A 26,350-nucleotide genomic window follows, 5' to 3' on the forward strand; every position below is an offset into this window, starting at 1 on the left:
CCGGGCCGGGCTCCTGCGGGAGGTGCTCGCCTGCGTCAGATGTCGATGCGGGCCTCGTCCAGCTCTGACGCGCCGCCCGAGATGAACTCGCGTCTCGGCGCCACCTCCGAGCCCATCAGCAGGTTGAAGATGGCCGCGGCCTCCTCGGCGTCCTCGATGCGGATGCGGCGGAGCATGCGGTGGCGCGGGTCCATCGTGGTCTCGGCCAGCTGGTCGGCGTCCATCTCGCCGAGGCCCTTGTAGCGCTGGATGGGTTCCTTCCACCGGACGGAGCGGCGCTCGAACTCCACGAGCTTCTTGCGGAGCTCGGCGTCGGAGTAGGTGTAGACGTGCTTGTCCTGGCCCTTTTTGGGGTTGGTCAGCTCGATGCGGTGCAGCGGCGGCACGGCGGCGAAGACGCGGCCCGCCTCCAGCATCGGGCGCATGTAGCGGTAGAGCAGCGTCAGCAGCAGGGTGCGGATGTGCGCGCCGTCGACGTCGGCGTCGGCCATCAGGATGATGCGGCCGTAGCGGGCCGAGTCGAGGTCGAAGGTGCGGCCCGAGCCGGCGCCGACGACCTGGATGATCGAAGCGCACTCGACGTTCTTCAGCACGTCGGCCACGGAGGCCTTCTGCACGTTGAGGATCTTGCCGCGGATCGGCAGCAGCGCCTGGAACTCGGAGTTGCGCGCCAGCTTGGCGGTGCCGAGCGCCGAGTCGCCCTCGACGATGAACAGCTCGCTGCGGTCGTCGGCGGTGCGGCAGTCGACCAGCTTGGCCGGGAGCGCGGAGTTCTCCAGGGCGCTCTTGCGGCGCTGGTTCTCCCGCTGCTGGCGGGCGGCGATGCGGGCCTTGGACGCGGAGACGACCTTCTCCAGCACGGCGCGCATCTGCTGCTTCTGGCCGCGCTTGGGGTTGTCGAACGCGTCCTTCAGCTCGCGGCCGACGACCTGGGAGACGATGCGCGTCGCCGCGGAGGTGCCCAGGACCTCCTTGGTCTGGCCCTCGAACTGCGGCTCGGGCAGGCGCACGGTCACCACGGCGGTCAGGCCCTCGAGGACGTCGTCCTTGATGACCGGGTCGTCGCCGTTCTTCATCAGCTTGGTGGCGCGGAGCTGGTCGTTCAGCACCTTGACCAGGGCGCGGTCGAAGCCGGCGACGTGGGTGCCGCCCTTGGGCGTGGCGATCACGTTGACGAACGACCTGGTGATCGTGTCGTAGCCGGTGCCCCAGCGGAGCGCGACGTCGACGTCGATGTCGCGCTCGACGTCGGTCGGCGTCAGGTGGCCCTGGTCGTCGAGGACCGGGACGGTCTCGGTGAAGTGGCCGCGGCCCTGCAGGCGCAGCACGTCGGAGACCGGCTCGTCGGTGGCCAGGTGGTCGCAGAACTCGCTGATGCCGCCGTCGAAGCGGAACTCGTGCTCGGCGACCTCCTCGCCGCGCTCGTCCCGTACGGCGATGGTCAGGCCCGGCACGAGGAAGGCGGTCTGGCGCATCCGGTCGACGACGACGTCACCGCTGATCGACGCGTCCTTGAGGAAGATCTGACGGTCGGGCCAGAAGCGGACGCGCGTGCCGGTGATGCGCTTGGCCACCCGCTTGATCTGGTGGAGCCCCTGCCGCTTGGCGGGCTTCTTGGTGAACTTGGAGTCGGGACCGTCGCCGGCGAAGTCACCGGGCAGCCCGCGCTTGAAGCTCATCGCGTGGGTGTGCCCGTCGCGGTCGACCTCGACGTCAAGGCGTACGGACAGCGCGTTGACCACCGAGGCGCCCACGCCGTGCAGGCCGCCGGAGGCGGTGTAGGAGATGCCACCGAACTTGCCGCCGGCGTGCAGCCGCGTCATCACCAGCTCGACGCCGGTCAGCCCGGTCTTGGGCTCGACGTCGACGGGGATGCCTCGCCCGTCGTCGCCGACCTCCATCGAGCCGTCGGCGTGCAGCGTGACCTCGATGCGCGAGCAGTGCCCGCCGAGAGCCTCGTCGACGGAATTGTCGATGATCTCCCAGAGGCAGTGCATCAGCCCGCGGCTGTCGGTCGACCCGATGTACATTCCGGGCCGCTTGCGGACGGCCTCCAGTCCTTCGAGCACCGAAAGGTGCCGCGCGGTGTAACCGTGCGAGTCCTCAGCGGCGATAGTGGCGGCGGTCAACGGCTTTGCTCCTCGGGGGTAGGACGTGCGGCAGCAGGCTACCCGTCAGCGCCGACAGTAGCCGACCGGCGCGCCGTTCCGTCCGCCCTCCACCGGTGGTTGCAGATCGCGAACCTCCACCTTTCGTAGGTGGCTATGCCCGGATACGCACCTCTAATGTCCTGCCCATGTCCAACACGATTGTCGCCAATGACCTGCTCAAGCGCTATGGCGACGTGAATGCCGTCGACGGGGTGTCCCTGACCGTCGAGGCCGGGGAGTTCTTCGGCATCCTGGGCCCGAACGGGGCCGGCAAGACCACGACACTGGAGATCATCGAAGGCCTGCGGCAGGCCGACGGCGGGGAGATCTCGGTGCTCGGGCACTCCCCCTGGCCGCGCAACCCCGCGCTGCTGCCGCGGATCGGCGTGCAACTGCAGGCGTCGGCCTTCTTCGAGCGGCTCACCGCGCGGGAACAGCTGCGGACGTTCGGCTCCCTGTACGGCGTGCCCGGCCGCAAGGCGGACGCCATGCTCGAGACCGTCGGCCTGGGCGACAAGGCCGACACCCAGGTGGAGAAGCTGTCCGGCGGACAGGCGCAGCGCCTGTCGATCGCCTGCGCGCTCGTGCACGAGCCGGAGCTGGTGTTCCTGGACGAGCCCACCGCCGCGCTCGACCCGCAGGCCCGCCGCAACCTGTGGGACGTCCTGCGCGCGATCAACACCGACGGCCGGACGATCGTCCTCACCACCCACTACATGGACGAGGCCGAGATCCTCTGCGACCGCGTCGCGATCATGGACCGCGGCCGGATCCTGCGCAGCGGCGCGCCGGCGGCGCTCGTACGCGACCTGGACGCCGCCGCGCGCGTCAGCGTGTCCAGCGGGACGCTGAGCGTCGACGAGGCACGCGCGCTCCCGGGCGCCGACGAGGTGACCGACGACCAGATCTCGCTGACCATCTCCACCCAGGACGCACCCAAGGTGGTCCGCGCGCTCGCCGAGCGCGGCGCCCTGGACGGGGTCCAGATCAAGGGGTCCACGCTCGAGGACGTCTTCCTCGACCTGACCGGACGGGAGTACCGCGCATGAGCGAGCGAAGCAAAGGCACGCGCCAGTGGTCACCCCCTCCGACGAAGGAGGTCTCGTGAGCGGGCGAACCGGCCGTACGTCATCCATGCTCTCTCCTTCGAGGAAGGCGACGTCGTGAGCAGCTTCAAGAGTCTGGCGCGGGCGATGTTCCTGGGTTTCCGCCGCGACCGGGGCGCGCTGTTCTTCACGATCGCGCTGCCGCTGCTGTTCCTGGTGGCCATCGGCGGGCTGTTCGCCCAGCAGTCGACGCCCCGGTCGAAGGTGCTGGAGATCGGCGCGGTGGACGTCGTCGACCAGATGCCGGCGAACATGCGCGCCGACTTCGGCAAGTCGCTCAAGATCACCAAGACCACCGATCGGGCCGCGGCGCTGGAGAAGGTCAAGAAGGGCGACTACGACGCCGCGCTCGAACAGACCGGCGACCAGGTCGTCATCCACTTCTCCGCGGCCGACCAGGTGAAGTCGGGCACCGTCCAGGGCCAGGTCAACGGCCTCGTGCAGGCCGCGAACCAGGCCGCCTCCGGACAGGCCCCGAAGTATCGCCTGCGGGCCGAGCAGGTGGAGGACAAGTCCCTGAAGGCGATCCAGTACATCACCCCGGGTGTGCTCGGCTGGGCGCTCGCGTCGGCGGGCATGTTCGGCGCGTCCGCCACACTTGTCACATGGCGCACGAAAGGCATCCTGCGCCGCCTCCGGCTGTCGCCCGTGCCGATCCGTACGGTCTTCGCCGCGCGGGTCGCGGTCAGCCTGGGCACGGCCCTGGTGCAGACCGTGCTGTTCATCGGGGTGGCCACGCTGCCGTTCTTCGGGTTGAAGCTGTCGCACTACTGGTGGATGGCGATCCCGATCGTGCTGTGCGGGGTGCTGGCGTTCCTGGCGATCGGCATGCTGATCGGGGCGTGGGCCAAGACCCAGGAGGCCGCGCAGGCGGTCAGCCAGATCGTCGTGCTGCCGATGGCGTTCCTCGGCGGGTCGTTCTTCCCCGTCGATCAGGCGCCGAAATGGCTACGTGTCGTCTCGGAGATCTTCCCTCTGCGCCACCTGAACGATGGCATGCTGAAGGTCATGGCCCGAGGCGCCGGACCGGCCTCGGTGCTCCCGCAGATGGGCATCCTGCTGGGCTTCGCGCTGGTCGCGACGGTCATCGCGGTCCGCGTCTTCCGCTGGGAACAAATCTGAACATTGATCGCGAGGGTGACCTTTGTCACCTCCGGGGGTATTCCGCTCTCGGCGTACACAGAACCCGCATGGGAACGCTCACGTCCGGTTAGATGTTGTCCTAAGCGACCGACCCCGAGACGAGGAAGGCGACGTGACTGGAGCTCTTGCCCCGACCAAGCCGCTGACGGCCGCGGACCGCTGCGACCGCTGCGGTGCCCAGGCCTATGTCCGCGCGGTCCTCGCGGGCGGCGGCGAGTTGCTGTTCTGCGCCCACCACGGCCGCAAGTACGGTGAGTCCCTCCGTGCCGCGGGCGCCGAGATCCACGACGAAACCGACCGGCTGCTTGAGACCCCTGCCACCGCAACTCCTGACGAAGAGCGGTAGGCCAGGCGAGCCGTATCCATAACCGACGAGACGGCGGCCGCCCGCACGGGTGGTCGCCGTCTCAGCTTCTCTTTTTCGCGTGCTCTGGACCGCAGGCCGGGGCGCTGGGGGGACGATGCTGATCCTGCTGCCGCCGTCCGAGGGCAAGGCGACCGAGGGAGACGGGCCCCCGCTCGACCTGGCGGGCCTGAGCCTTCCCGAGCTCACCCGGACACGCGAGCGCGTGCTCACCGCCCTGGAGAGGCTCTGCGCGGGCCGGGAGACGCGCGCACGTGAGGCGCTGGGCCTGTCGCCCGGCCAGGCCGGGGAGATCGCACGCAACCGCGAACTGCGGCACGCTCCGACGCTGCCGGCGTCCCGGCTCTACACGGGCGTGCTGTACGACAACCTCGGCCTCGCCGACCTCGACCCCGACCGCGTGGCCCGCTCGGTCCTGATCTTCTCCGGCCTCTGGGGCGCGCTGAGGGTCACCGACCGCGTCCCCCCGTACCGACTGGCCATGGGAGCACGGCTGCCCCGTCTGGGCGCTCTGGCGGCCGTCTGGCGCCCTGTGCTGACCGACGCGCTGCCGGCCGACGGCCTCATCGTCGACATGCGGTCGGCCCCGTACGCGGCCGCGTGGCGGCCGGAGGCGGTGCGGATTCGCGTCTTCCGCGAGCGCGAGGGCCGGCGGACGGTGGTCAGCCACATGGCCAAGGCCACCCGCGGCGCCGTGGCCCGCGCCCTGCTGAGCAACGCCGCCGATCCGACGACTCCGGAGGAACTGGTGAAGGTCCTGGCGGACCTGGGGTACGCGGCCGAACTCAACGGGAGTGACGTCGACGTCATCGCCGACTGAGGCCCTTTGCGGATTGAGGCCCCACAGGATCACCGTGGGACTGGCTACTCCGCCGTCGGCGGCCGTACCAGTCCCGGACAGAGCGCTTGTAACCGTCCGGCATGGTCAGTTTCGGCACCTCGGTCTCGGTGAACAGGCCGATCTCCTTGTGCTCGTGACTCAGCACGGGCGGCCGGTCAGTGTCGAGTCGGCACCCGTAGGTGACGATCAGGACGTCCACGTCCTCGGCGATGTGGTAGAGCCAGCTGTCCAGGATCGCCTGGACCGTCACCGGCCAGGAGGCCTCCTCTTCGATCTCCCGCGCCACGCATGCGGCCGGGTCCTCGCCGAGCTCCAGTTTGCCGCCTGGGAGTTCCCACTCATCGCGTTCGTTCCGGAGCAGCAGCACCCGGCCGACGGGGTCGATGACCACGCCTTTCACGCTGACCGGGAAGCGATGCGCCGCGTTGTCGGTGGCGGCCACCATCGGCCCCCTGACCTCGCCCATGGCCCCAGCCCAACACGCCTCGTTGATGCACACCACAGCCACTGGCATCTGAAGCGAAATCGTGACCGTACCCGGCGTGTAGTACAGAAGAAGGCCCGATGGCCCGCGGCCGCGCGGGTCATCGGGCCTTCTCTGGTCGACTCAGTCGAGGTAGTCGCGCAGCACCTGCGACCGGGAGGGGTGCCGGAGCTTCGACATGGTCTTCGACTCGATCTGGCGGATGCGCTCGCGCGTCACGCCGTAGACCTTGCCGATCTCGTCGAGGGTCTTCGGCTGCCCGTCCGTGAGGCCGAACCGCATGGAGACCACGCCCGCCTCGCGCTCGCTGAGAGTGTCGAGCACCGAGTGCAGCTGCTCCTGCAGCAGCGTGAAGCTCACCGCGTCGGCCGGCACGATCGCCTCGGAGTCCTCGATGAGGTCACCGAACTCACTGTCACCGTCCTCACCGAGAGGCGTGTGCAGCGAGATGGGCTCACGGCCGTACTTCTGGACCTCGACCACCTTTTCCGGTGTCATGTCGAGCTCCTTGGCCAGCTCCTCCGGGGTCGGCTCGCGGCCGAGGTCCTGGAGCATCTGGCGCTGGACGCGGGCCAGCTTGTTGATGACCTCCACCATGTGGACCGGGATGCGGATCGTACGGGCCTGGTCGGCCATCGCACGGGTGATCGCCTGCCGGATCCACCAGGTGGCGTAGGTGGAGAACTTGTAGCCCTTGGTGTAGTCGAACTTCTCGACGGCGCGGATCAGACCGAGGTTGCCCTCCTGGATGAGGTCCAGGAACAGCATGCCGCGGCCGGTGTAGCGCTTGGCGAGGGAGACGACCAGGCGGAGGTTGGCCTCGAGCAGGTGGTTCTTGGCCCGGCGGCCGTCCTCGGCGATCCACTCGAGGTCGTCGAGCACCTGGAACTCCAGGGACTGGCGTTCGAGGGCGAGCTTCTCCTCGGCGAACAGGCCGGCCTCGATGCGCTTGGCGAGCTCGACCTCCTGCTCGGCGTTGAGGAGCGGGACCTTGCCGATCTGCTTGAGGTAGTCCTTGACGGGGTCGGCGGTCGCACCGGCGGCGGCGATCTGCTGCGCCGGGGCGTCTTCGTCGTCGTCGCCGATGACGAACGACTCGTCCTCCGACGTCGGACCCTTCTTCTCCGCGGTGGGAGCGGGGGTCTCCTCCGGCTCGGACTCCGAAGCGGCGTCGTCGCCCTCGTCGGCCTCGTCGGTCTCGATGTCGGCGGCCTCGACGTCGTCACCGAGGTCGTTCAGGTCCGCCTCGTCGATGTCGGCGACCTCGAGGTCGACGTCGGCGACGTCGTCCCCGTCCTCGGGCTCCTTCGCGGCCTTGCCGGCGGGCTGGGGAGCGGTCTTCTTCGTCGGGGTGGCCTTTTTGGGCTTGGCGGCCTTGGCGGCACTCTTCTTGGCGCGAGCAGGCTTCACCGGCACCTCGGAGGCGTCCTCCTCGACGACGGCGGTCACCGAGTCCTGCTCTTTGGTGGCGGCGGTCGTCTTGGTCTTCTTGGTCGCGGGCGTCGCACGCTTACTGCTGTTGCGCGCGCGCTTCGGCGCCGCGGAGTCGGCAGCGCTCACCATGACGGTCACACCCTCCTTGCTAAGACTCCGCAAGATGCTCGAGGCCTTCGACACGGGAATGTCGGCCTCCTCGAACGCACGGCGCACATCGTCAGCCTCGAGGTAGCCCTGGTTTCGCCCACGCTCGATCAATTGCCTGACAACGCTCTCGTGCAGCTCGGACGGCTTGGAGGTCGAACTCGCAGGCGACACAAACACCTCTCGAACGAACGTGTGGCTATGTTGACCCAGTGCTGTATCGGGCGCCGGCCCCTTGGAAGCTTTGCGTTGAGCAGCGTACCCCTCTCGATCTAGCATTCTGGCACGCCTGCCTATTCCGCACGGTGGAGTCCGGCCCGGTGACCACCACCTTAGAGGGCTCGGGGTGGTCCTTCGTACGTGCTACGCCGTCTTCGGCGGAACATGTAGGGCAAGTACGGTCACGTCATCATCATGGTCATACCCGGCCAGCATCCGATCCACCAGGAAGTCGACAAGTATCTCAGGATCCGCGAGCACCTCGGGCGGAGCATCGGCGGCGATGGCCACGAGTTCGTCGAGGCCGGCGTCGAGTCCCCGTCTTCGGTTCTCCACAAGTCCATCGGAGTAGAAGACCACAGTGTTGCCGGGTGGAACGGAAAACTTTGTCTGATGTCGCTGTGAGGTCCACCCGAGCGGGGTTCCGGCCTCCGCCGAACCGACCTCCGGACGCCGGTCCGGGTAGATCAGCAGCGGCGGCAGATGGCCCGCGTTGCTGATCACGCCCTCGCCGGTGGCCGGGTCGATCACGGCGTACGCCAGCGTGGTGATCTGCTCCAGGTCCTCGGTGGCCGAGAAGAGCCGGTCGAGGCCCGACAGGACCGCGGCGGGCCGCGGATCGTTGAGCGCGAGCGCCCGCAGGGCGTGGCGCACGCGGCCCATTCCGGCCGCGGCCTTCACCCCCTTGCCCATGACGTCGCCGACCACGATCGCCACCCGGTCGTCCTGGAGCGGGAACGCGTCGTACCAGTCGCCGCCGACCTGTACGTGACGTGTCGCGGGCTGGTAGCGGGCGGCGAGCCGCATGGGCGGAAGCTGGGGCAGCCGGTCCGGTAGGAGGCTGCGCTGGAGCGCCTCGGCGGTCTTGTGCTCGCGCTCGAACAGCGTGGCGCGCTCGACCGCCAGCGCGCACTGGCCGGCGAGCGCCTCGAGGAAGACCCGCTCCTCCTCGGTGATCTCGCGCGGCCGGGTGAAGGAGAACCGGAGGGCGCCGAGCGCGCGGCCGGCGGCCAGCAGCGGCAGGCCCACCCAGGCGCGTTCGTCGGTGACCTGGACGAACGCGTCGATCTCCTCGGCCTGGATCTGGAGGCGCAGGCTCGTGGGGTTCTCGGCCAGGAACGGGCGCCGCTCGCGTACGGCGACGGACATGACGCTCGGGTCCTCGACGCCGATCTCCTCGCGGGCCGGGCCCGGAAGCTCGGGGATGCCGCCCGGCGTGATCGTACGGAGGCGCACCTTGTCGTCGTCGAGAAGCGCCACCGCGGAACGGTCGGCGCCGATCGCGGACCGGCCGACCTCGGTGATCACGGCGACGACCTGGTTGACCGTCAGCGCCTCGGCCAGCATCGAGGTGGCCTGCTGGAGCCGGGCGGTGCGCAGCGCCGCGGCGGAGAGCTGCTCGGTGAGCCGCCCGCGCATCTCCTCGGCCTCGCGCTTGCCGGTGACGTCGGTGTTCGCGCCGACCCACTCGACGATCTCGCCGTCGCGGCGGATCGGCACCGCGCGCACGTCGTAGTTGCGGTAGCCGCCGGCCCGGGTGCGGATGCGGTAGGTCGCCTCGAAGATCCGGTCACCGGCCACGCAGGCCTGCCAGGCCTCGTCGATGCGGGAGCGGTCCTCGGCGTGCACGGCGCCCAGCCAGCCCTCGGCGGCGTACTCCTCGTGCGTCTGGCCGGTGATCGCGCGCCACTCGGGGGCGTCGTCGACGACCTTGCCGGTGGGCGTGGTCACCCAGACGACCTGGGAGCTGGCCTCCACCAGGGAGCGGTAGCGCTCCTCCTTGCGGCGGATCGCGGCCTCGGCGAGCACGCGGTCGGTGACGTCCACGACGAGGAGGACGACACCGGTGATCTCGCCGTCGGCGGCGTGCGCCGGAAACCAGCAGTGCGCCCAGTGCCGCCCGCCGATCTCCAGATCGACGTCGAGCGCCGGACGGTCTTCGTCGACGACCTTGCGCACGGCGGTCTCGACGATCTCGCCGAACTTCTCGGAGAGCACCTCGGACGGCTTCTTGCCCTCCAGGTCGGCGACGGTGACTCCGTGTAGCCGGGCCAGCGACTGGTTGGCCCGCTTGAAACGCAGGTCGGTATCGAAGAGCGCGAACCCGATCGGAGCCTCCCGTAGCAACGTGGCGAACAACGCCGAGTCCGACGCGTCGAGACCGGAGATCCGGGGATGCGGCACGGACGTATCGGCGCTCATGCTAGACACCTCCGTCGCGCGCCCGGCCCTACTGCTAGGCATTTCCGCATCACTATGGGTGAATGGGAGCAGGCTAGCGCTCCCGTCCTCCATCACAACACCGCTCGGAGTCAGGTTTTCATCATCTCGATGGTTCGCCGCCGACGGAAGTCCCGTCCGGCATCGTTATCGTCAGCCGCTGACGAACACGGCTCATACCCGCCCGGCCGGCGGCACGGCAGGAGACCGCGCATCCGGCAGGAAGAAGATGATAAGCGCCAGCGGGTGCGTGGCGGGCGAGATCTCCGATCTCGGCGAGTCCCGCGTCCGGCGCGGAGGCGACTTCATCAGGACGGATGCTGCGCGATACCAGATACGGACGTCGCAATGGCGAATATCGGTAATTCTCAATTACCTCATCTTTTCGCCGATGGCCCTGCGCAGACGCGGAATGACGGCCATGACCTCGACGACCGCGTTTGTACAAGTGTGCTTGCACGTGCATACGCACGTTCCTCTTTCCGGGTCGCACGCATACGGTGACAGACGGTAGGCCAATGAATCGCCGGGCGTGTCTCGCGGCCCGGTGTGGCCGCGACCGGACACAATGGCCCGGAAACGATGCCGCCGAGCCCGGCCGAGCCTCGGCCGATCTCGGCCCGGCCCCGGCCGACCCGGCCAGGCCCGGCCCAGATCGGCCCAGACCGGCCCAGATCGGCCCAGATCGGCTCGGCCCGGCTCCGCTTCGGCCCGGCCGGCGCGGATGCGGGCTACTTCTTCTTCGCGGCGGCCTTGAGCTGCTGTTTGTAGCTGCGTACGAGGCCGAGCGACTCCTCGTCGACGATGTCGGCGACCGAGCGGTGGGCGGACTCCTCACCGTACGGGCCGGCCGCCTCGCGCCAGCCCTCCGGGCGTACGTCCAGCCGCTTGCCCAGCAGCGCGACGAAGATCTTGGCCTTCTGCTCGCCGAAGCCCGGCAGCTCTCCCACGCGCTTCAGCAGATCCAGGCCGGTCGCGGCTTCCGTCCAGACCCGGGACGCGTCGCCGTCGTAGCGGTCGACCAGCACCTGGCACAGCGCCTGCACCCGCGCGGCCATCGCCTTGGGGAAGCGGTGCAGCGCCGGGCGTTCGCCGAAGACGGCCACGAGCTTGTCCGGGTCGTGGTCGGCCAGTTCTTCGGCCGACGGGTCGTGGCCGAGCCGGCGGGCCAGGTCGGCCGGGGCCGCGAACGCGCGTTCGAGCGGCACCTGCTGGTCCAGCAACATCGCGATCAGCAGGGCCAGCGGGCTGCGGTTGAGCAGCGCGTTGGCCTCCGGCGCGATGGGCAGCGAAACCGTCACGGCGTCCTCCAGAAACTCGCGTTCTCGCCCATCATCCTTCCAGAGGCCGCCCGGCGGCCCTCGCCCCGGCGTATGGCTCAATCCCGGCTCCGCCACATGACGATCGCCACGAACACGTACGGCACGGCCGCCAGGGCGAACAGCGGCCCGGCACCGAGCCGGGAGGAGCCCAGCCCGTAGCCGGCGAAGGTCAGGACCGCCACGACCTCGGTGCCGAAGCCCGCCACCGAGGTCAGGGTCGCCCGCGCGCCGTCGGAGACGCGTTCCTGCAGCCTCAGGTCGGCGGCGACGATCGCCCACTGGAAGGCGCCGAACGCCACCGCGACCGCCACCAGTCCCACCGGCCGGCCGGACCCGGCGCCCACCGCCAGGAGCGCCGCCGCCACGGCCAGGACCGGTCCCGCCCACGCGGTGCCCCGGCCGCCCAGCCAGCCTCCGGCCGTGATGCCGGCCGTGACGATGAGCACCAGCAGCGGCACGTTCGCCGCCCCGGCGCCGGTCGCCTTCGCCAGCAGCGGGATGTACTCCTCCAGCGCGTCCACTCCGGACACCAGCGCGACGACGAGCATGCCGCGCCGGATCCCGGGGGCTCCGCGCAGTTCGGCGAGGCCCGAGCGGAGCACCGCGCCGTACCGCTCCTCCCGTTCTCCCTCGCCCCCGTCGCCGCGCGACTCGGGGAAGGAGCGGCCCACGGGCACGCCCAGCAGGGCGACGGCCACGCTCGCGAGGCCGACGGCCCGGTATCCGCCCGCGTGCAGCACCGGGGACGCCAGGGCCGTCGCCGCCATGACGGCGGTCATGGCGATGGCACGGGACCGGCCCATGAGCCGCCCGTACGCGTCGGAGCGGCCGAGGCGGGTGAGCTCGTCGTAGACCAGCGCCTGCAGGGCCCCGGAGCGTACGGCTCCACCCGCGCCCCACAGCACGAAGCCGAGCGCGAAGAACGGGTAGGACGGCAGGAACGTCCAGAGCGCGTAGCCGGCGGCGGTCAGGCCGGGAGCCACGGTCAGCAGCAGGCGCCGGGAGTAGGCGTCCGCCCAGATCCCGGACGGCACGTCGATCAGGAACGAGCTGACCGACCACAGGATGAACAGGGACGAGATCTCCGCCCCGGACAGCCCGGCGTCGGCGAACAGCACCGCGTACACCGGGTAGAAAAGGACGAAGTCCTCGAAGAACGCGTAGGCGTACAGCCTGCGCGCGAGCGAGGATTCAGGTGAAGATCAATGTCGCCATGTCACGATCGCAGCCTACGGGGCCGGTCCGGAGAACGCACCACGAATATGACGGTTTTCTGACGTCACCTCGCGATCCATGGGCGTACGGCCCGGCGAGTGCTCGAATAGAGGACGTGAGCAGCGAAGGATCACCGGTCGGGCGTCGTGTCGTCCTCGGCATGGTCGGTCTCGGTGCCCTCGGCGTCGTGACGGGCGCGCGGGTGCAGCGGGGCGTGAACCGCGCGCTCGGGCCGGTCGGCTCGGGGATCTCCGGCATCGTGCCGGCCGCCGGCGGGTTCCGGTTCTACACCGTGACCGGCTCGGTGAAGCGGATCGCGCCCGCCGACTACCACCTCAGGGTCCGCGGCCTGGTCGAGCGTCCGCGCTCCTACAGCTTCGCGGATCTCCAGCACGCGCTACCGCAGACGCGGATGACCGACACGTTCCACTGCGTCACGGGCTGGAGCGTGCCGAACGTCGCGTGGGAGGGCGTCGCGCTGCCGGACCTGCTCGACGCCGTCGGGGTACGGCCCGGCGCGAAGGGCGTGCGGTTCACCTCCTTCGACGGCGCGTACACCGAGAGCCTCACGATGGAGCAGGCGCGCCGCCGCGACGTGATCGTCGCGACCGGCATGCTGGGCGGCCCGGTCAGCCACGACCACGGCGGCCCGGTGCGGATGTACGTCGCGCCGATGTACGGCTACAAGTCGACCAAGTGGCTGAGCGGCATCGAGGTGGTCGGCGAGGTGCGTCCGGGCTACTGGGAGGAACGGGGCTACGACGTGGACGCCTGGGTGGGCCGCTCGAACGGGTACAGCTCATGATCCGGGTGAACCGGTTCGAACGCCCGGTGCGCTGGATCCACCACACGACGGCCGTGCTGATGCTGGCCTGCCTCGTGACCGCCGCGGTGCTGTACATCCCCGCGTTCGCCGAGACGGTCGGGCACCGGCACCTGGTCCGCACGATCCACGTCTACGCGGGGTTCGCGCTGCCGGTGCCGGCGCTGCTGGGCTGGGCGTCCCGCGCGTTCCGCGACGACCTGCGCCGGCTGAACCGCTTCTCCCCCGGCGACTGGGCGTGGCTGCGGGGACGCGACCGCCGCGCCACCGCCGGCGGGCGCGGCATCCATCCGGTCGGCAAGTACAACGCGGGCCAGAAGCTGAACGCGGCGTTCGCGGGCGGGGCGATCCTGGTGATGCTCGGCACCGGAACGATCATGACGTTCCCGCACCCGTGGCCCGACTCCTTCCGCGGCGGCGCGACGTTCGTCCACGACTGGCTGTTCTTCGCGATCCTCGTCGTCGTGATCGGTCATCTCTGGTACGCGCTGCGGGATCGCGGCGCGCTCGGCGGCATGTTCCTGGGGCACGTTCCGGAGGACTGGGCGGCGCGTCACCACCCGGCGTGGCTGGACGAGCGGAAGGGACGGGATCGTGTCGCCGGGAAGTCTTGACACCCCTGACGCCAGAGTCGAGATTCGGAGCCGACGCGCACGTCCCCGGATCTTCTGTGGCGGGAGGGTGTCCGCATGTCATCGACGCAGCTCATCTCACGACTGGACGTCTCACCGGCGATCGTGAGGCGGCTCTGCCGCGACTTCGCCGGGCTCTCACGGGAGACCGTCGAACGCTGTGTCGCGGACGTCGGCCTGCGCGGCCGGCATCTGGGTGTGGCCCTCACCCCGGAGGTCGTCGAGCTCCTCGCCCGCGAGCACCTCGTGAGCATGGTCAAGTCCGAACCACCCTCCGCACGACGAGCCGAACCTTCTTCGGGCGAGTAGGGTAAGTGGCCGGACACCGGACCACTCCTCCCTCAGGCGCCGCTCCCCGGCCGCGCCATGGGACGTATTGCGAAAAGGTAGCTAGGTGAGCGACCTGCGCGAGCCGCTGGATGCGCGAGCACCGCTGGGAGGGCTCATGAGCGAACCGACCGGCGTCCGCCCGCCGTCACGTGGTGAGGTTGCATGACACGGCGCCGCGCACAACCTCCGGAGGCCGTTTTTCAGGAGATGCTCCGCGCCGCGCGTGAGCTGTTGGCCGTACGCAGCCCCCTCGACGCCGAGCTCATCGTGAGCGAGATGCTCGGCGCCTGGTGGGGCAAGCGGCTGGCGTACGACGACGTCGAGGAGCTCGTCGGCGAGGCGCTGGTCGACCACGCGGCGAAGGCGGGCACGCCCGCGGCTCTGGCGCTGCTCACCGGCATCGCCTACCTGGGCACGCCGCGGCAGGCGGCCAAGGCCGAGCGCGCCGCGCTCCCGCTCATGGAGGCGGGGGTCGCGCGGCCGGGCTGGGCGGGGCGCGTCGGCATGGTCGTGCCCGACGACTGCTACGTCTCCCGCGACATCTACGGCGATCAGGACTCGATCGTCTGCACCTACACCTACGGCGGTGAGGAGCACCACGCCCTCGTGGTCGTCATCGACCACAACGAGCGCGGCATGGTGGTCGACGCGTGGGTGTCCTCACAGGTGGAGAAGCTGCTCGGCTACTGCCGCAAGGAGGCCGAGGACAGCCCCCTGATGATCTTCGAGCCGCTCCCGGCCAGCCGCGCCCGCGCGATGCTGGAGAAGGCGCTCGCGGTCACCGACGACACCGACGAACCACCGGTCAAGGACACCTTCGGCTCCTACCACGCGTTCGTACGCGCCCGCATCCGCGCGCTGCCGCCCGGCGGGCGGCGGCCCGCCCCGCCGGTGCACAGCCGCGACCGGCGCGCGACCATGGCGGCGCAGTTCCTCGCCTCCGACGAGGCCGAGGGGCTGTCGGACCGCTCGGCCGCGAGCCGCTGCGTCGACCGGATCATCGACTACGGCTGCGATCACGACTTCGGCCGTCCGCTACGGGTCAGCCCTATCAAGTGCGAGACGTTCTTGCTCCACTACCTGCCGCGCAAGGTCATGCTGTCCCCGGGCGAACAGGACGCCATGCCGCATGTGCTGGCCGCATGGGTGCGCTGGGCGAGCCGGCGCACTCGCCTCCACGAGGAGGGCGTCCGCCAGACCCTCGACAAGGTCTGGGACATCACCGGCAAATTCGCCGAGGCCTACCGCGACCCGACGACGTTCGGCCTCGACCGCGAGCTCGTCGAGCGGCTGCTGCCCGACGGCGACCTGGAGGCCCTCGCCCGCCGGGCGTTCGCCTTCCCGTTCCTGACCGCGGGCAACGCCGAGATCGACCTCACCCGGCTCGACCCGGCCGACGACCACGACCGCTATCAGCTGCTGGAGTTCGAGCATCCCGACCCGGACCGGGCGCACATCGAGGCGCACCTGCGCCTGGCGCGGCGGCTGTGGGACGGCGACCCGCCCCAGCTGTGGACGATCGCCGAGTACCTGCTCGACAAGGGCCACGACCGCCACGACATCCTTCATCGCCTCATGCTCATCGTCGACGAGGTCGGCGACGACCCGCGTGCGCTGCGGTCCGCCCTGCGCAGCCTGCGCGACGAGGTCTGACCCGGCGCGCGGCACCCTCGCCCGCCGGCCGGCCGGCCGTCACGGGGGATCCCCGATTCGGCGCGAATCGTGGTAGAGACGTGACGTGCCCGTTCATCCCCGTTCGGGCGTCCGGCTCGTGCTGAAGGGACCCGTATGGCCGACAGCCTCTACCGTCCGCTCGGTGACGGTCGCTTCCAGGCGACCGAGCTGACCCAGGGGCCGTGGGATCCGCGGCACCAGCACGGCAGCCCACCGGCGGCGCTCCTCACGCGCGAGCTGGAGCGCACCGACCCGCAGCCCGACCTGACCGTCTCCCAGCTCGCGATCGACATCCTCGGGCCGATCCCGGTCGGTGAGGTCGCCGTGCACACCGAGGTCGTACGGCCCGGGCGGCGGGTGCAGTCCGTCGCCGCGGAGATGGTCGCCGACGGCCGCCCGGTCGCGTACGCACGCGCCTGGCGCCTGCGGCGCGCCGACACCGAGGTGATCGCCTCCGAGACCGCGGCGGCGCGCTTCCCCCTGCCGGAGACCGCCCTGACCGAGTCGCCGCTGCCCGACTTCGGGTACTTCCACGCGCTCGAGTGGCGGTTCGCCGAGGGCGGCGTCCTGCTCAACGGCCCGGCCGTGCTGTGGACCCGGCTCGCGGTCCCGGTGCTGCCGGACGAGGAGCCCACGCCTCTGCAGCGGGTCGCCGGGGTCGCCGACACCGCCAGCGGCATCAGCTCCGAGCTGAGCTTCGCGGCGTACACGTTCTCCAACGTCGACTTCACCCTGCACCTGCTGCGGCCCCAGGCCGGCGAGTGGACCTGCCTCGACGCCGCCACGACGATCGGCCCGGCCGGGAGCGGCCTGTGCCGGACGCGGCTGTACGACGAGCGGGGCGACTTCGGCAGCGTGGCACAGACGCTCTTCGTCGACCGGCGCGACTGACCGTCCGGCGCGGAGCACGGCGGAGGGCCGGCTCGGTCCTCCGAAGAGTCACCACCGCCCGCCTCACGGTCGATTCGGCGCCCGGGGGCGGGCTGTCCGCGCTTGGAGCGGGCATGACTGTTGCATGACCGCTCTCGAGCAACCCGGCATCCTCACCCCCTCCCAGGCGCGCGAGGTCTTCCGCACCGGCGAGGTGCCCGCGACCACGAGCGGCTGGTGCCGGGGGTACGTCCAGGCGAACCTGCTCGCCGTGCCGCGTGACCTGGCCTTCGACGCGCTGCTGTTCGCCCTGCGCAACCCCGGGCCGTGCCCGCTCCTGGAGGTCACCGATCCCGGTGATCCCCACGTCCGCGAGATCGCCACCGCGGACCTGCGCACCGACCTGCCGGCGTACCGGGTGTACGAGCACGGGCGGCTCGTCGCCGAGGTCGCGGACGCCACCGACTACTGGCGCGACGACCTGGTCGCGCTGCTGATCGGCTGTAGCTTCACGTTCGAGACGGCGCTCGCCACGGCCGGTGTGCCCCTGCGCCACGTCGAGCAGGGCCGCAACGTGCCGATGTACGTCACGTCCCGGCGGTGCCGGCCGGCCGGGCGCCTGGCCGGGCCGCTCGTCGTCTCGATGCGGCCGGTGCCCGCCGGCCTCGTCGCCACGGCCACGGAGGTCACCGCGGGTCATCCCCTGGCGCATGGCGCGCCCGTGCACGCGGGCGACCCCGCGGAGCTGGGCATCGCGTCGCTCGACCGGCCCGACTTCGGCGATGCCGTGGAGTTCACGGACGGCGACGTCCCGATGTTCTGGGCCTGCGGCGTGACCCCGCAGGCCGTCGTCATGGCGTCGGAGGTTCCCTTCGTGATCACACATTCGCCCGGCAGGATGCTCATCACGGACCGTTCGGATGAGAACCTGGCGCAATGATCGACTTGAACGCGGATCTGGGTGAGGGGTTCGGGCCGTGGCGGCTCGGCGACGACCTCGCCCTGCTGTCCATCGTCACGAGCGCGAACGTCGCCTGCGGCTTTCACGCGGGCGATCCCCTGATCATGCGGCGCACGTGTGCCGCGGCGGTGGAGCGGGGCGTGGCGATCGGCGCACAGGTGTCCTACCGCGACCTGGCGGGGTTCGGCCGCCGGGAGATGGACGTCGCGCCGGAGGAGCTGACCGCCGAGGTGCTCTACCAGATCGCCGCGCTCGACGGCATCGCGCGCGCCGAGGGCGGACGGGTCCGGTACGTCAAGCCGCACGGCGCGCTGTACAACCGCCTCGTGCGCGATCGCGCGCAGGCGGAGGCCGTGGCCGCGGCGGTCCTCGCTTACGACCCGTCGCTGCCGCTGCTGACGCTGCCCGGTTCGGCGCTGCACCGGGTGGAGGGCGTCACGGTGGTCGACGAGTGCTTCGCCGACCGCGCCTACAACCCCGACGGCACCCTGGTGTCGCGGCGCGAGCCCGGCGCGGTGATCGAGGACGAGAGCCGGGTCGCGGCCCGCGCCGTACGGATGGCCGTCGACGGCGCGGTCGAGGCGATCGACGGCTCGGAGGTACGGGTGGACGCGCGGTCCATGTGCGTGCACGGTGACACGCCGGGCGCGGTCGGGCTGGCCAGGGCCGTCCGGACGACGATGGAGCGCGCCGGCGTTCAGCTGGAGCCGTTCGCGTGAGGGTGCTCCGGGCGGGCGACGCCGCCCTGCTGATCGAGACCGAGGCGCCGCACCGGCTGCACGCCGCCGTCCGCGCGCTCGGCCGGGCCGAGATCGTCGACGTCGTCCCGGGCGCCGGCACCGTCCTGGTGACGACCGCGCCGGGCACCGACCTCGGGCCGCTCGGCAAGCTCCTGGGCGGGCTGCCGCTACCGGAGACGAGTACGGCGGGCGGCGAGCTGCGCGTACCGGTCGTCTACGACGGCGCGGACCTGGAGGAGGTCGCCTCTCTCACCGGCCTGACCCGCGCGCAGGTGATCGAGCGGCACGCGGCGGCCGAGTACGTCGTGGCGTACCTGGGCTTCTCCCCCGGGTTCGGCTATCTGACCGGGCTGGACGAGAGGCTGCACGTGCCGCGCCGCGACTCCCCGCGCACCGCGGTCCCGGCCGGGTCGGTCGCGATCGCCGGACCGTACGGCGCGATCTATCCCTCCTCCTCGCCCGGCGGGTGGCGGCTGCTCGGCCGTACGACGCTGCGGCTGTGGGACCCCGACCGCGAGCCGCCCTCGCTGCTCCAGCCCGGCACCCGGGTCCGCTTCGAGGTGGGCACTGCCGACGCCACGGAGCCCCGCCCATGATCGAGATCGTGCGGCCCGGGCCGCTCGCCACCGTCCAGGATCTGGGCCGCCCGGGGTACGGGCACCTGGGCGTGCCGCACTCGGGCGCGGCGGACCGGCCCGGCCTGCGCCTGGCCAACCGCCTGGTCGGCAACGACGAGGGGGCGGCCGGGCTGGAGCTGACCTTCGGGGGCGCCGCGCTGCGGTTCGACGCCGGGGCGTGGGTGGCGGTCACCGGCGCGCCGCTGCCCGTACGGCCGGGGACGATGAACGCGCCGTTCCACGTTCCGGCCGGCACGGTCGTGGAGTTCGGCACGCCGTCCTCGGGGGTGCGCACGTACGTCGCGGTCCGCGGCGGCGTCGAGGCGGAGTCGGTGCTCGGCAGCCGCTCCACCGACGTGCTGTCGGGGCTCGGCCCGCCGCCGCTGTCCGCCGGCGACCGGCTGGCCCTCGGCCGCGCGACGGGCCCGATCGTCGTGGACGTCGCGCCCGTGGCCGAGCCGGCCGAAGAACCGGTGCTGCGGATCGTCCCCGGGCCGCGCGACGACTGGTTCGAGACGCTCGCGCCGCTGACCCGCGCGGCGTACGAGGTGACGGCGCAGAGCAACCGCGTCGGCGTGCGGCTGGCGGGGCCCGCGCTGGCCAGGCGCCGGGAGGGCGAGCTGCCGAGCGAGGGCATGGTCACCGGCTCCCTGCAGGTGCCGCCGAACGGACTGCCGATCATCTTCCTCGCCGACCATCCGACGACCGGGGGTTACCCCGTGGCGGCCGTGCTGGCCGCGGACGACGTCCCGCGCGCGGCCCAGCTGCGGCCCGGCCAGCGCGTGCGGTTCCGGCTCATCAGGGGGTGACCGGCGCGGTCACCACGAGGCGCCGTCCGTGCGCCGCTCCTGCTGCGACAGCTCGACGACGGCGACGTCGTTGGCGATGCGCAGGCCGGCCGCGGACTCGCGGGCGACCGCCTCGATCAGCGCCCTCCGCCGCGCGGTGGCCACCTGACCCCGCAGGACGATCACATCGTCACGGACGACGACGTCGATGCCGAACTCGACCGTACGGGCGTCGGAGGCGAGCCGGTCCCTGATGCGAACCGCGAGAGGATGCGAAGCGTTGTCGGTGGCCATGCGCGCTCCCTTCCCGTGGCTCGTCGTCTCCCGCACGATGGCACAACCGGGCCGGTTCCGCGCTCGGGTCCGAGAAAGGCAGTGCAACTTTCACGCGGGACCGACCTCGCCGTCTGTTCCCGGGCGGCGGCCCGGCAAACACGTCCGCCCCCGCGGCGGAGGACCGCGACCCTCGCCTGCGTTTCCCACGCGTTAATTCCTCGCCGCGAGAATAGTAATAATTGCCCAATTGTTACGGCAATCAGGGCGCCCATCGTCGCAGCTCAGCGGCCTGATGATGTTTGAGCACCGTCCGGCGGTGCGACATGGGGTTGAGGCGGCGCACGGCGGATCGCACCCGGCACGAGCGACCGCAGGAATATCCGATTTTGCCCAATCTGTGGCGAGTTTGGCGACATTGTCGTTGTGGCAAGGCTCTTACCCATAGGCCACCGCGTAAAGGAGCACATTTGAGAATCGACATGGTCTCCGAGCACGCCAGCCCGCTCGCGACGCCCGGCGGCGTCGACGCCGGCGGGCAGAACGTCCACGTGGGCGCCCTCGCCACCGCGCTGGCGCGGCGCGGTCACGAGGTCACGGTGCACACCCGGCGCGACGACGTCGCGCTGCCGGACTCGGTCGGCTACACGCCCGGCGTCACCGTGGAACACGTCCGGGCCGGACCCGCGCGGCCGGTCGCCCGGGACGAGCTCCTGCCGTACATGGCCGAGTTCGCCGAGCGGCTGGCGGGGCGATGGGGCACGGACCGGCCGGACGTCGTGCACGCGCACTTCTGGATGAGCGGGCTCGCGGCGCTGGGCGGAGGACGGGACCTGGAGCTCCCGGTGGTGCAGACGTTCCACGCGCTCGGCAGCGTCAAGCGCCGCTACCAGCGGGACGCCGACACCAGCCCGCCCCAGCGGCTCCGCGTCGAGGCCCAGGTGGGCCGGGACGCCGCGGCGGTGATCGCCACGTGCGCCGACGAGGTGCGGGAGCTGGAGTCGTACGGCGTCCCACCCGGTGCGGTCCACCTGGTGCCGTGCGGGGTCGACGTCGGCCACTTCCGCCCCGACGGGCCGGTCGCGCCGCGCGGGGACCGGCCACGCCTGCTCACGGCCGGTCGCCTCGTGCCCCGCAAGGGGGTGGACACCGTCATCGAGGCGCTGTGCCACGTGCCGGACGCGGAGCTGGTCGTGGCCGGCGGTCCCCGCCACGCCGACCTCGGACGCGACCCCGAGGCGCTGCGCCTGCGGCGCCTGGCGCTGGCGCGGGGCGTCGCCGACCGGGTGCTGTTCACCGGCGCGGTCCGGCACGAGGACATGCCGGCGCTGATCCGCTCCGCCGACGTCGTCGTGTCCGTGCCCTGGTACGAGCCGTTCGGGATCACGGCGATCGAGGCCATGGCGTGCGGCGTGCCGGTGGTCGTCTCCTCCGTCGGCGGTCACCTGGACACGGTCGTCGACGGGGTGACCGGCCTGTACGTTCCGCCGCTGGTGCCCAGCGCGCTGGCCGGGCGGCTGCGGCGGCTGCTGACCGATCCCCGCCTGGGCCCGTCGCTCGCCGCCGCGGCCGCCGTGCGGGCGCGCGAGCGGTACTCCTGGAGCCGGATCGCCGCCGAGACGGAGGCGGTCTACAACCGCGTGATCGACGGCCGGGCGGACGCCATGGTCACGACCGGCGACGCACGCTCGTGAACCCCCAGCCCGCCGTCAACCGAGGCGGGGAGCACCGGCGCCGGGCCTATCCGGCCTCGTGCCGGTCCGTGCGCCGCGCGGGACGGTGCGTCCGGTGCGCCGGGTACAGCCATCCGCGGAACACCCGGCTCAGCCCCGGCATGAACGCGTACGTGAGCGCGGGCACGACGACGAGGGGGAACAGCGCGGCACGGAGCGGCAGCGGCCAGCTCTGCGTCCACGGGGCGAGGAGCCCCTGGAAGAGGAGGCTGAGCGGATACACCGCGAGGAGAGTGACCAGCACCATCTTCGTGCGTGCGGGCGGAGGCACCGCCTCGCCCGGGAGGCTGAACCACGTCTCGAGGCCCGTGGTGTGGTGGCGGTGCTCCCTCGCGATGCCGTCCAGGCGCTCCAGCCACTCGTCGCGCTCGTCGGAGTTCAGCCACGTCTCCAGATGCTCCTCGTCGAGGAAGTTCAGGACCGTGTAGTAGCGGTGCCGCGACCCCTCGGCGCGCAGCCAGGTCGCCCCGCGATGGCCGGGGAAGTCCGCCGCGGTGTCGTTGACGCCGTGCGCCCACGTCTCGAACTCCGCCTCGCGGCCCGGGGTGACGTCCCAGGTGAACACGACGGTGGCAGGGTGGACGTCCTGCTCGGAACCGTTCATCCGGGTGGATCTCACCGCTCAGGCGGCGTCGAAACAGCGCGCAGGTCAGCGCACGTCGCCGAGCATGCCGCGGCCCCGGCGAGCTGGATCCGTAGCGGCGATGTACGTGCCGTCCGCCGGCTTCGGGGCGGATGATGGGGGCATGGCGTTGTCGACGGCGTTCACGGAGTTGTTCGGGGTGCGGCATCCGATCGCGCTGGCCCCGATGGGCGGGTCGGCCGGCGGTGTGCTGGCGGCGGCGGTCTCGCGCGGCGGCGGTCTCGGGCTGCTCGGCGCGGGCAATGGGGCTCGGGCCTGGCTGGAACGCGAGCTGCCGATCGTGGCCGAGGGCACGGACGCACCGTGGGGCGTGGGGTTCCAGACCTGGGCGGTCGACGCCGGGGCGATCGAGCTGGCGCTGGAGCACGGCCCGCGGGCGGTGATGCTGTCCTTCGGCGACCCGAGCCCGTTCGCGGAGCTCATCCGCCGGTCGGGAGCCGTGCTGGTCCTCCAGGTCACCGACCTGGAGGAGGCCCGGCAGGCCGTGGACCTGGGCGCCGACGTCATCGTGGCCCAGGGCACCGAGGGCGGTGGGCACGGAGCCCGGCGCGGGCGGTCGACGCTGCCGTTCGTGCCGGTCGTGGTGGATCTGGCGGCGCCGGTGCCGGTGCTGGCGGCCGGCGGGATCGCCGACGGCCGCGGCGTGGCGGCGGCGCTGGCTCTGGGCGCGGCCGGGGCGCTCATCGGCACCCGCTTCCAGGCCACCGCCGAGGCACTGGCCGATCCCTCGATCACCAAGGCGATCGTCGAGAGCGGCGGGGAGGACACCGAGCGCAGCAGCGTGCTGGACATCGTCCGCGGCTCCCGGTGGCCCTCGAAGTACACCGCCCGGACCCTCGGCCATCCCCACCTCGACCGATGGCGCGGCCGGGAGGACGAACTCGCCGCCGACGCCTCCGCGCGGCAGGAGTACGACGACGACGTGGCACGTGGCGCCGTCCCTCCGCTGCCGGTCTGGGCGAGCGAGGCCGTCGACCTCATCACCGACCTGCCCTCCGCGGCCGACCTCGTGACCACCCTGGCCACCCAGGCCGAACACGCACTGGCCCGGGCCGGAAGGCGCTGATCGCTACCCGGTCGCGCCCCGGCGCACCAGGTCCAGCAGGCGGCGGGTCCGGGAGTCTCCCGTGCCGGTCAGGGCGATGCCGTTGGCCAGCGCCAGCAGGTCGGCCGCGTCCACGCCGGGGTGAACCGCCCCCGACCTCCGCGCCCGGTCCAGCAGGGCCTCGGCGATCGCGCGCATCGACTCGTGCCAGCCGTCGAACAGCTCCGAGCGTCGGCCGGCGCGGTCGTCGGTGAGGGCCAGCGCCAGCTCCCGCTTGGTCGCGACGTGCGCCACGAACGCCTCCAGCCAGGTGAACAGCGCGTCGCCCGGCGGCTCCGCCGCGAGCAGCGCCTCGCCCCGCGCGCACAGCTCCGTCACCTCGTCGGAGTAGACGGCGATGAGGAGTTCCTGACGCGTCGGGAAGTGGCGGTACATCGTGGCGTTGCCCACCCCGGCCCGGCGCGCGACGTCGTCCAGGGGCGCGCCGGCACCCCGTTCGGCGAAGACCTCCTTGGCAGCGGCCAGCAGCAGGTCGTGGTTGCGCCGGGCGTCGGCCCGGCGCGGCCGGCCCTGCGGCTTGGCGGGCTCACGCGGCGGCATTCCCCTCCCTTGCTAACCGGGGCACTCCCCGGTTAATTTATCGTGAGTTTCGAAACGGGGAGTTCCCCGCTTATTCGCGACAAGGAGAACGACGATGACGGATGTCACCCCGGGACCGGGCGAGGTCCACCGGCGCGTGGTCACGATGTACGGCGAGGTGCTCGCCGGACGGCTCGACGAGGCGCTCGCGCTGATCGACCCGGACGTGATCGACCACCGCGGCGGGTCCTCCGGCGACCACCACGGCATCGGCGCCTGGCGGCGCAAGTGGGAGAGCTTCGGCGAGGGCGGCCCGTTCCACGACGTCTCGGTGACGATCGAGCAGAACGTCGTGGCCGGCGACACCTCGGTCAACCGCTACACCACCCGCGGCACGCACACGGCCTCCGGACGGCGCTATGAGGTCCTCGGCATGGACATGGTCCGCGTACGGAGCGGCCGCATCGTCGAGCACTGGGCCCTGCGCGACTCCGACGCGATCCGCCACCAGCTCGGCCAGGACACCTGACCCCGGATGGGCGAGCGGAGCGAGAACATCGTGAGCGCGGGCAGGTGGAGCGCGACGCGCTCGCGGCGGCGTTCGCCGAGCGCCACGACCCCTACCGCGGTTACGGGCCCGGCACCATGGTCCTCCTGCGCGCGCTGCGCGATGGGGAGCCCTGGCGGTCCGCCACGACCGCGCAGTTCGGCGGGCGCGGATCGATGGGCAACGGCGCGGCGATGCGCGTCGCGCCGCTCGGTGCTTACCACCCCGGCGACCTGGAGCGCGCCGCGCTGGAGGCCACCGCCTCCGCCGTCGTGACGCACGCGCACCCCGAGGGGGTCGCCGGTGCCGTCGCGGTCGCCGCCTTCTGCGCCGCGAGCGGCGGCACTCCGGGCTGGTCGACGCGGTCCTCGCCCACACGCCGCCGGGCCGGGTCCACGACGGTGTGCGCCGGCCTGCTGGACCGCACGCGCGAGGAGGTCGCGTACGAACTCGGCAACGGTGCCCGCGTGCTCGCGCGGGACACCGTGCCCTTCTGCGTCCGGATCGCCGCGCGCCACCTCGGCGACTATGAGCGAGCCGTACGCGACTGCGTCGCCGTCGGCGGCGACATCGACACGACCGCCGCCATCACGGGCGGCATCGTGGCCGCCCACGTCGGCGCGGAGGGCGTGCCACGCGCCTGGCGCGACGCCCGTGAGCCGCTGCCCGGCTGGCTCTCCCCCGCCACCCGCGAGCCGGGATGAGCGGATCGAGGCGGGTTACGAGGCGGTGGCGGGTTACGAGGCGGTGGTCTCCTGCGGACGTGTCTCCAGCCATGGCGCGGCCCGCTCGCGGTCGAGCAGGTCGGGCCGGCGCAGCTCGCTGAGCATGAGGTGGACGAGCGGCGCGGCGTCCTGGGTCCAGGCGTAGCACCGGCGTGCCGAGTCGCAGTGGGTCGCCGCGCGGCTCTGCGCCACCGCGACGATCTCCGGCGCGTCGGCGCGGACCTGTTCGACGTCGGCGGCCACGTCCGCCGGCGGCATGCCCGCCCGCTCGGCGACGGCCCCGATGTCGGACAGCTGTTCGTGCAGCCAGTCCCACGGCGTGGACTTGATCACGTCGGCCCAGTTGCGCTCGCACGGCTCCACGCCGTCGAAGCGAGGGTGGAAGTGCGCGGCCTCGAACGCCCCCGGCGTGCCGTCGATGCGGTCGAACAGGTCGGCACGCCAGACCGGCCGGTCGATGACGATCCGCTGCGCCGCCGACTCGCTGCCGCGAAGCGGCTGCGGCTCACGCAGCCGCAGCTCCAGCCGTACACCGTGTTCGAGATGGCTGTCCTTGAGGCTCACCTCGAACCAGTGCCGGACCAGGATCGCTGTGTCGTTGTACACGAAGGCGTGCAGCACCTCACCACTCCTTGGTCGTCTTCCGGGCCCGGTCCGGCCAGGCACCGGAACGCGGGAACCGGTAGAGCGTTCTCTACCCGCGCCGACCGCACGGTAGTCGGACG

At 71.7% G+C, this 26,350-nt stretch carries 27 protein-coding genes; 17 read left to right on the forward strand and 10 right to left on the reverse strand.

Annotated features, from left to right (window positions below):
- Positions 1-35 precede the first annotated feature (35 nt).
- Positions 36-2,129, reverse strand: a complete 2,094-nt coding sequence (locus OG417_RS40875) for a DNA gyrase/topoisomerase IV subunit B (RefSeq protein ID WP_329240698.1) — start codon at positions 2,127-2,129, stop codon at positions 36-38.
- A gap of 167 nt (positions 2,130-2,296) precedes the next feature.
- Here OG417_RS40875 and OG417_RS40880 point away from each other — a divergent pair, with 167 nt between their 5' ends.
- The 4 genes from OG417_RS40880 (at position 2,297) to OG417_RS40895 (ending at position 5,583) form a co-directional block, all read left to right on the forward strand.
- Entirely contained in the window at positions 2,297-3,199 is a 903-nt protein-coding gene (locus OG417_RS40880; RefSeq protein ID WP_329240701.1) for an ABC transporter ATP-binding protein, read from the forward strand.
- A gap of 114 nt (positions 3,200-3,313) precedes the next feature.
- Positions 3,314-4,378, forward strand: coding sequence for an ABC transporter permease (locus tag OG417_RS40885; protein WP_329240704.1), 1,065 nt, complete (start codon positions 3,314-3,316; stop codon positions 4,376-4,378).
- Positions 4,379-4,511: 133 nt separating this feature from the next.
- Positions 4,512-4,745, forward strand: a complete 234-nt coding sequence (locus OG417_RS40890) for a DUF7455 domain-containing protein (protein WP_329240707.1) — start codon at positions 4,512-4,514, stop codon at positions 4,743-4,745.
- Between the two features lie 115 nt (positions 4,746-4,860).
- Positions 4,861-5,583 carry a YaaA family protein gene (locus tag OG417_RS40895; protein ID WP_329262973.1) on the forward strand — a complete coding sequence of 241 codons (723 nt, stop codon included), beginning with the start codon at positions 4,861-4,863 and terminating at the stop codon, positions 5,581-5,583.
- Here the strand turns inward: OG417_RS40895 and OG417_RS40900 are convergent.
- From OG417_RS40900 to OG417_RS40920, 5 genes are all read right to left on the reverse strand, one after another.
- Complete coding sequence (locus OG417_RS40900) at positions 5,570-6,046, reverse strand: NUDIX hydrolase (RefSeq protein ID WP_329240710.1); 477 nt, start codon at positions 6,044-6,046, stop codon at positions 5,570-5,572. The two genes, OG417_RS40895 and OG417_RS40900, sit on opposite strands and share 14 nt — an antisense overlap.
- A gap of 165 nt (positions 6,047-6,211) precedes the next feature.
- Entirely contained in the window at positions 6,212-7,843 is a 1,632-nt protein-coding gene (locus OG417_RS40905) for an RNA polymerase sigma factor (protein WP_329240713.1), read from the reverse strand.
- Between the two features lie 189 nt (positions 7,844-8,032).
- Positions 8,033-10,090, reverse strand: coding sequence for a SpoIIE family protein phosphatase (locus tag OG417_RS40910; protein WP_329240715.1), 2,058 nt, complete (start codon positions 10,088-10,090; stop codon positions 8,033-8,035).
- 749 nt (positions 10,091-10,839) lie between these two features.
- Complete coding sequence (locus OG417_RS40915; RefSeq protein WP_329240717.1) at positions 10,840-11,409, reverse strand: HhH-GPD-type base excision DNA repair protein; 570 nt, start codon at positions 11,407-11,409, stop codon at positions 10,840-10,842.
- Between the two features lie 77 nt (positions 11,410-11,486).
- Positions 11,487-12,602, reverse strand: coding sequence for an MFS transporter (locus tag OG417_RS40920; RefSeq protein WP_442875786.1), 1,116 nt, complete (start codon positions 12,600-12,602; stop codon positions 11,487-11,489).
- A 158-nt stretch (positions 12,603-12,760) separates the two neighbouring features.
- On the opposite strand from OG417_RS40920, the gene OG417_RS40925 reads away from it, so the two are divergent.
- The 9 genes from OG417_RS40925 (at position 12,761) to OG417_RS40965 (ending at position 20,101) form a co-directional block, all read left to right on the forward strand.
- Positions 12,761-13,450 carry a molybdopterin-dependent oxidoreductase gene (locus tag OG417_RS40925; RefSeq protein WP_329240722.1) on the forward strand — a complete coding sequence of 230 codons (690 nt, stop codon included), beginning with the start codon at positions 12,761-12,763 and terminating at the stop codon, positions 13,448-13,450.
- Complete coding sequence (locus OG417_RS40930; RefSeq protein ID WP_329240725.1) at positions 13,447-14,082, forward strand: cytochrome b/b6 domain-containing protein; 636 nt, start codon at positions 13,447-13,449, stop codon at positions 14,080-14,082. Before OG417_RS40925 ends, OG417_RS40930 begins: the two co-directional genes overlap by 4 nt.
- A gap of 75 nt (positions 14,083-14,157) precedes the next feature.
- Positions 14,158-14,409: a hypothetical protein gene (locus OG417_RS40935; RefSeq protein WP_329240728.1), complete on the forward strand. Its 252-nt coding sequence runs from the start codon at positions 14,158-14,160 to the stop codon at positions 14,407-14,409.
- Positions 14,410-14,592: 183 nt separating this feature from the next.
- Positions 14,593-16,083, forward strand: a complete 1,491-nt coding sequence (locus OG417_RS40940; protein WP_329240730.1) for a hypothetical protein — start codon at positions 14,593-14,595, stop codon at positions 16,081-16,083.
- A gap of 135 nt (positions 16,084-16,218) precedes the next feature.
- Positions 16,219-16,995 (forward strand): thioesterase family protein, encoded by a 777-nt coding sequence (locus OG417_RS40945; protein ID WP_329240733.1) that lies wholly within the window; start codon positions 16,219-16,221, stop codon positions 16,993-16,995.
- Positions 16,996-17,119: 124 nt separating this feature from the next.
- A complete protein-coding gene (locus tag OG417_RS40950) occupies positions 17,120-17,914 on the forward strand; it encodes a putative hydro-lyase (protein ID WP_329240735.1) in 795 nt (264 codons plus the stop codon).
- Positions 17,911-18,654, forward strand: a complete 744-nt coding sequence (locus OG417_RS40955; protein ID WP_329240739.1) for a LamB/YcsF family protein — start codon at positions 17,911-17,913, stop codon at positions 18,652-18,654. Before OG417_RS40950 ends, OG417_RS40955 begins: the two co-directional genes overlap by 4 nt.
- Complete coding sequence (gene pxpB, locus OG417_RS40960) at positions 18,651-19,271, forward strand: 5-oxoprolinase subunit PxpB (RefSeq protein ID WP_329240741.1); 621 nt, start codon at positions 18,651-18,653, stop codon at positions 19,269-19,271. The genes OG417_RS40955 and pxpB overlap by 4 nt, the downstream gene beginning before the upstream one ends.
- On the forward strand, positions 19,268-20,101 hold the full coding sequence (locus OG417_RS40965) for a biotin-dependent carboxyltransferase family protein (protein ID WP_329240744.1): 834 nt from the start codon (positions 19,268-19,270) through the stop codon (positions 20,099-20,101). The genes pxpB and OG417_RS40965 overlap by 4 nt, the downstream gene beginning before the upstream one ends.
- Before the next feature lie 9 nt (positions 20,102-20,110).
- On the opposite strand, the gene OG417_RS40970 is transcribed toward OG417_RS40965, so the two are convergent.
- Positions 20,111-20,374, reverse strand: coding sequence for a BON domain-containing protein (locus OG417_RS40970; RefSeq protein WP_329240747.1), 264 nt, complete (start codon positions 20,372-20,374; stop codon positions 20,111-20,113).
- Between the two features lie 449 nt (positions 20,375-20,823).
- Between OG417_RS40970 and OG417_RS40975 the strand changes: the two genes are divergently transcribed.
- Positions 20,824-22,047, forward strand: a complete 1,224-nt coding sequence (locus OG417_RS40975; RefSeq protein WP_329240750.1) for a glycosyltransferase — start codon at positions 20,824-20,826, stop codon at positions 22,045-22,047.
- Between the two features lie 46 nt (positions 22,048-22,093).
- On the opposite strand, the gene OG417_RS40980 is transcribed toward OG417_RS40975, so the two are convergent.
- The gene (locus OG417_RS40980) at positions 22,094-22,690 is read right to left on the reverse strand and encodes an antibiotic biosynthesis monooxygenase (protein WP_329240753.1); all 597 of its coding nucleotides are present in this window, start codon (positions 22,688-22,690) and stop codon (positions 22,094-22,096) included.
- Between the two features lie 142 nt (positions 22,691-22,832).
- Here OG417_RS40980 and OG417_RS40985 point away from each other — a divergent pair, with 142 nt between their 5' ends.
- A complete protein-coding gene (locus tag OG417_RS40985) occupies positions 22,833-23,795 on the forward strand; it encodes an NAD(P)H-dependent flavin oxidoreductase (RefSeq protein WP_329240756.1) in 963 nt (320 codons plus the stop codon).
- A gap of 3 nt (positions 23,796-23,798) precedes the next feature.
- On the opposite strand, the gene OG417_RS40990 is transcribed toward OG417_RS40985, so the two are convergent.
- A complete protein-coding gene (locus tag OG417_RS40990; protein ID WP_329240758.1) occupies positions 23,799-24,374 on the reverse strand; it encodes a TetR/AcrR family transcriptional regulator in 576 nt (191 codons plus the stop codon).
- 94 nt (positions 24,375-24,468) lie between these two features.
- Here OG417_RS40990 and OG417_RS40995 point away from each other — a divergent pair, with 94 nt between their 5' ends.
- Both OG417_RS40995 and OG417_RS41000 read left to right on the forward strand, forming a co-directional pair.
- Positions 24,469-24,882, forward strand: a complete 414-nt coding sequence (locus OG417_RS40995; RefSeq protein ID WP_329240761.1) for an ester cyclase — start codon at positions 24,469-24,471, stop codon at positions 24,880-24,882.
- A 44-nt stretch (positions 24,883-24,926) separates the two neighbouring features.
- A complete protein-coding gene (locus OG417_RS41000) occupies positions 24,927-25,604 on the forward strand; it encodes an ADP-ribosylglycohydrolase family protein (protein WP_329240764.1) in 678 nt (225 codons plus the stop codon).
- A gap of 33 nt (positions 25,605-25,637) precedes the next feature.
- On the opposite strand, the gene OG417_RS41005 is transcribed toward OG417_RS41000, so the two are convergent.
- Positions 25,638-26,246 (reverse strand): hypothetical protein, encoded by a 609-nt coding sequence (locus OG417_RS41005; RefSeq protein ID WP_329240769.1) that lies wholly within the window; start codon positions 26,244-26,246, stop codon positions 25,638-25,640.
- Positions 26,247-26,350 lie beyond the last annotated feature (104 nt).

This window comes from Actinoallomurus sp. NBC_01490 (assembly GCF_036227085.1).
GTDB lineage: Bacteria > Actinomycetota > Actinomycetes > Streptosporangiales > Streptosporangiaceae > Actinoallomurus > Actinoallomurus oryzae.

Excerpts from the sequence above, each read along its gene's own strand:
- OG417_RS40880 (WP_329240701.1), top strand. The coding sequence starts at position 2,297 with ATGTCCAACACGATTGTCGCCAATGACCTGCTCAAGCGCTATGGCGAC.
- OG417_RS40895 (WP_329262973.1), top strand. The coding sequence starts at position 4,861 with ATGCTGATCCTGCTGCCGCCGTCCGAGGGCAAGGCGACCGAGGGAGAC.
- OG417_RS40910 (WP_329240715.1), bottom strand. The coding sequence starts at position 10,090 with ATGAGCGCCGATACGTCCGTGCCGCATCCCCGGATCTCCGGTCTCGAC.
- OG417_RS40930 (WP_329240725.1), top strand. The coding sequence starts at position 13,447 with ATGATCCGGGTGAACCGGTTCGAACGCCCGGTGCGCTGGATCCACCAC.
- OG417_RS40935 (WP_329240728.1), top strand. The coding sequence starts at position 14,158 with ATGTCATCGACGCAGCTCATCTCACGACTGGACGTCTCACCGGCGATC.
- OG417_RS40940 (WP_329240730.1), top strand. The coding sequence starts at position 14,593 with ATGACACGGCGCCGCGCACAACCTCCGGAGGCCGTTTTTCAGGAGATG.
- OG417_RS40945 (WP_329240733.1), top strand. The coding sequence starts at position 16,219 with ATGGCCGACAGCCTCTACCGTCCGCTCGGTGACGGTCGCTTCCAGGCG.
- OG417_RS40950 (WP_329240735.1), top strand. The coding sequence starts at position 17,120 with ATGACCGCTCTCGAGCAACCCGGCATCCTCACCCCCTCCCAGGCGCGC.
- OG417_RS40955 (WP_329240739.1), top strand. The coding sequence starts at position 17,911 with ATGATCGACTTGAACGCGGATCTGGGTGAGGGGTTCGGGCCGTGGCGG.
- OG417_RS40965 (WP_329240744.1), top strand. The coding sequence starts at position 19,268 with ATGATCGAGATCGTGCGGCCCGGGCCGCTCGCCACCGTCCAGGATCTG.
- OG417_RS40970 (WP_329240747.1), bottom strand. The coding sequence starts at position 20,374 with ATGGCCACCGACAACGCTTCGCATCCTCTCGCGGTTCGCATCAGGGAC.
- OG417_RS40980 (WP_329240753.1), bottom strand. The coding sequence starts at position 22,690 with ATGAACGGTTCCGAGCAGGACGTCCACCCTGCCACCGTCGTGTTCACC.
- OG417_RS40985 (WP_329240756.1), top strand. The coding sequence starts at position 22,833 with ATGGCGTTGTCGACGGCGTTCACGGAGTTGTTCGGGGTGCGGCATCCG.
- OG417_RS40990 (WP_329240758.1), bottom strand. The coding sequence starts at position 24,374 with ATGCCGCCGCGTGAGCCCGCCAAGCCGCAGGGCCGGCCGCGCCGGGCC.
- OG417_RS40995 (WP_329240761.1), top strand. The coding sequence starts at position 24,469 with ATGACGGATGTCACCCCGGGACCGGGCGAGGTCCACCGGCGCGTGGTC.